The following is a 3,498-nucleotide window of genomic DNA, read 5'->3' as shown; positions in this document are numbered from 1 at the left end:
ATTTTTGGTAGAGTGAACCGAGGCCAGGGTGATTGCTTGGCGGATGGAGGCAAGGACAGGGCAATGTTGTCAGAGCAGAGACGCCAATCGATCCTGGGTGAAGTGCAACGTAGCGGACAGGTCCGCATCAAGGACCTGTCAGACGATTTTGGCGTATCGGAAGTCACGGTGCGCTCCGACCTCGAGATACTGGACCGTAAGGGACTGCTGACCAAGACCCGCGGAGGCGCGGTGACCCGGACCACGGATTCGACCACGGCCGCGTTCGCCCGGCGGATGCAAACCAACCTCGATGCAAAGAAACGCATCGCCCGGGCAGCGGTAGAACTGTTCGAGGACAACCAATCGGTCATCTTCGACGGCGGCTCGACTTTGATGCAGGTTGCCATGCTGTTACCGCCGCTCAGCAATGTCGTGGTCGCGGCCACGGCGATGAATATCGTGCAGCATCTGATGCATCGGCCCGGGCTCGACGTTCACATGATCGGCGGCCGGGTCTATCCAGACACGGTGAGCACACTGATCACCGATGCCGACACGGCTCTCGGCGGCTTGGTAGCGCATCAGGTCTTTGTTGGAGCGCATGCGATCGACTCGTCGCTGGATGTGGTCGACGTGAACGAAGACATGGCGCGAACGAAGCGAAACCTCGTGCGCATGGCCCGGCGCGTTGTCCTCCTTGCGGATTCGAGCAAATGGGGCGTCAGCGGGACGTCCAAGGCCTTTTCGCTGTCGAGCGTCGATGTCGTGATCACCGACGATAGCCTGTCGGGTCCGATACGCAGCCAGCTTGATAGGACCGGGGCCAAGGTGATCTATGCCTGACCCCGTCGCGGTCCCTGGCTGCGACCGAGTATCCAATGCGCGCATAGCCCACAGGATTCGCATCGGCGGTCGGCCGGTTTTCATGTCTGTCATTTTTCTCCTCCCAAGGCTGGCGGCCTCCCGATATCGCACCAGCATTTTCGCATGTTGTATAAAAATTTTACGCGCGTCAATATTTAAAACGTTGTATAGCCTTTTGCGAAAGCGATCCGCCTAACGGCTGGGCGGAACCGGCAGGCCATGAGCGCATTGGGAGGCAGGATCGAAAATGCACGGGACATCAAAGACCAAACTCGGGATCGGCGTCATCGGATGCGGCAACATCTCGATGACTTACCTGCGCAACGCCGGGCTTTTTGGCGGGATCGAATTGCGCGCCTGTGCCGATATTTCGGCCGACATGGCAGCAGTGCGAGCGAAGGAATATGGTATCCAGGCACTCGGCGTCGACGCGTTGCTGGCCGACCCGGAGATCGATCTTGTCCTCAACCTGACCATTCCGGCGGCGCATTTCGATATTTCGTTTGCCGCGCTTTCGGCCGGCAAGCACGTCTTCACCGAAAAGCCGCTCGCCACCTCGGCCGCCGACGGACAACGCCTGGTCAACGAGGCGCGGTCGCGCGGCCTGCTGCTCGGCTCGGCGCCCGACACGTTCCTCGGTGCTGCCGGGCGCCGTGCGCGCCGGTTGATGGACGAGGGCGCCATCGGCCGTCCGGTGACCGGCACCGCCTTCATGATGGGCCGCGGCATGGAGCACTGGCACCCCAACCCGCAATTCTACTACCAGCCAGGCGGTGGCCCCGTGTTCGACATGGGTCCGTACTATCTGACCATGCTGGTCAATCTGCTCGGCCCGGTCGAGCGCGTCATGGCAATGGCGACACGCGGCCAGGAAGAAAGGCTGATATCAGCCGATGGGCCATTCAAGAACACGACATTCAAGGTCGGCACGCCAACCAACGTTTTGTCGCTGCTTGAATTCCGCTCCGGCGCGACCGTCACCTTCGGCGCCTCGTGGGATGTCTTTCGCCACTCCAACCACCCGATCGAACTGCACGGCACGGAGGGCTCGCTGCGCCTGCCCGACCCCGACACGTTCGGCGGCACGGTGTCGCTGTCGGAGCGCGGCACCGACTGGCAGGATTTCGCCAGCGAGGGCGATCTCTACGGCGCCCGCAACTGGCCTTATGCCGCGCCCGACCGCGCCAATTACCGCATGCTCGGCGTCGCCGATCTGGTGCGCTCGCTTCAAACCGGCAGCACCCCACGGGCCTCCGGCAGCCTCGCGCTGCATGTACTGGAGATCATGGAGGCTATCCTGCGCTCCGGTGAAACACAGGGATCAGTCGCCATCGCGGGCGATGTCGTGCAGCCGGCCCTGCTGACCGAGGAAGAGGCGAGCAGCCTGCTGGCCTGAGGACATGACCATGACGCTCGATCCGGATGCGCTGCGCGTCCTCGAAATTGGTCGTGCAGCCGGCGGCGAGCCATTCGAGACCGGCAGCGTGGCGGCGGCGCGAACTGCCTACAACGCCTCGTTCCCGACGTTACAGGGTGAGCACGAGCCGGTCGCTGCGACCCAGGAACGTCAGATCGACGGGACGAATGGGCCTATAGCGCTCCGCATCCATCGCGGCATCGGCGCACCGCAAAGCGGGGCACCGGCGCTGCTCTACCTGCATGGCGGCGGCTGGGTCATCGGCAACCTCGATTCGCATGACGAGATCTGCCGCCTGATGGCCAATCTCGGCGGCGCCGTCATTGTCTGTCCCGATTATCGCCTGGCGCCAGAGCACAAATTTCCCGCCGGGCTCGAGGATTGCCTGGCGACACTGCGCTTCATAGCGGGGAATGCCGCCGGTCTCGGCATCGACATCAGACGCATCGGCGTTGCCGGCGACAGCGCCGGCGGCAATCTCGCCACGGTGCTGGCGCTGCTTGCCCGCGATGGGCTTGCGCCTCAGCTTGCGGCGCAACTCCTGATCTATCCCAACACCGACGCGCGGCAGGCATCGAATAGCTACCAGCGTTTCGGCGACGGCTTCGGGCTCACCGCAACCACCATGGCATGGTTCCGCGACCACTATGTGCGAACGCCCGAGGACATCATGGACTGGCGCGTCTCGCCCTTGCTGGCGCCTGCCCTCGCCGGCGCGGCGCCGGCTTTTGTGGCGCTTGCCGGCCGCGACATCCTCGCCGACGAAGGGGCAGCCTATGCGGCGCGCCTGCAAGCCGCGGGCGTGCCGGTGATCCTCCGGCAGTGGCCGGGCCAGATCCATGGCTTCGTCTCAATGGGACGCCATATTCCCGCTGCCCGGCAAGCGGTGGCCGAGGCGGTGGCTGCCTGGCGCCACTTCGAGAAGGTCGCTGACGATCAGGCCGACTGACGCATCACCAGGGTGGCGCCGAGCTTGACAGTGCGGGCCAGGCCTTGCTTCGGCGGATCGGCCTCGTCCAGCAGAGCCAGCAGTATCTCGACGCTGCGGCCGGCCATGGCGGTGAAATCCTGCGCCATGGTGGTCAGCGCCGGGCAGGTGTAGCGGCTCAGCGGATGATCGTCGTGTGCTGCAACCCGCAGATCGCAATCGGGTCTGCGGCCGACCTTCAGGCCGCGCGAGAACGCAGCCGCCATCACGCCAAAGGCGAGGCGATCATTGGCGCACAGGATGGTGC

General features: G+C 64.1%; 4 protein-coding genes. 3 read left to right on the top strand and 1 reads right to left on the bottom strand.

Annotated features, from left to right (window positions below; translation table 11 throughout):
• The first annotated feature begins 63 nt into the window (after positions 1 to 63).
• The 3 genes from EN906_RS27180 (at position 64) to EN906_RS27170 (ending at position 3,212) form a co-directional block, all read left to right on the top strand.
• A complete protein-coding gene (locus EN906_RS27180) occupies positions 64 to 825 on the top strand; it encodes a DeoR/GlpR family DNA-binding transcription regulator (RefSeq protein WP_127266572.1) in 762 nt (253 codons plus the stop codon).
• Between the two features lie 268 nt (positions 826 to 1,093).
• Entirely contained in the window at positions 1,094 to 2,242 is a 1,149-nt protein-coding gene (locus tag EN906_RS27175; RefSeq protein WP_127266573.1) for a Gfo/Idh/MocA family oxidoreductase, read from the top strand.
• 10 nt (positions 2,243 to 2,252) lie between these two features.
• Entirely contained in the window at positions 2,253 to 3,212 is a 960-nt protein-coding gene (locus EN906_RS27170; protein WP_127266574.1) for an alpha/beta hydrolase, read from the top strand.
• Here the strand turns inward: EN906_RS27170 and EN906_RS27165 are convergent.
• Positions 3,200 to 3,498, bottom strand: a 299-nt coding sequence (locus tag EN906_RS27165) for a substrate-binding domain-containing protein (RefSeq protein ID WP_164777391.1), incomplete at its 5' end; no start/stop codon positions are given. The genes EN906_RS27170 and EN906_RS27165 overlap by 13 nt on opposite strands.

Origin of the sequence: Mesorhizobium sp. M7A.F.Ca.CA.004.06.1.1, assembly GCF_003999135.1 — a bacterium.
Classification (GTDB): Bacteria; Pseudomonadota; Alphaproteobacteria; order Rhizobiales; family Rhizobiaceae; genus Mesorhizobium.
This window is presented reverse-complemented; position numbering and strand designations above follow the sequence as displayed.

Coding starts and splice junctions, on each gene's coding strand:
- EN906_RS27180 (WP_127266572.1), top strand. CDS start 64: ATGTTGTCAGAGCAGAGACGCCAATCGATCCTGGGTGAAGTGCAACGT.
- EN906_RS27175 (WP_127266573.1), top strand. CDS start 1,094: ATGCACGGGACATCAAAGACCAAACTCGGGATCGGCGTCATCGGATGC.
- EN906_RS27170 (WP_127266574.1), top strand. CDS start 2,253: ATGACGCTCGATCCGGATGCGCTGCGCGTCCTCGAAATTGGTCGTGCA.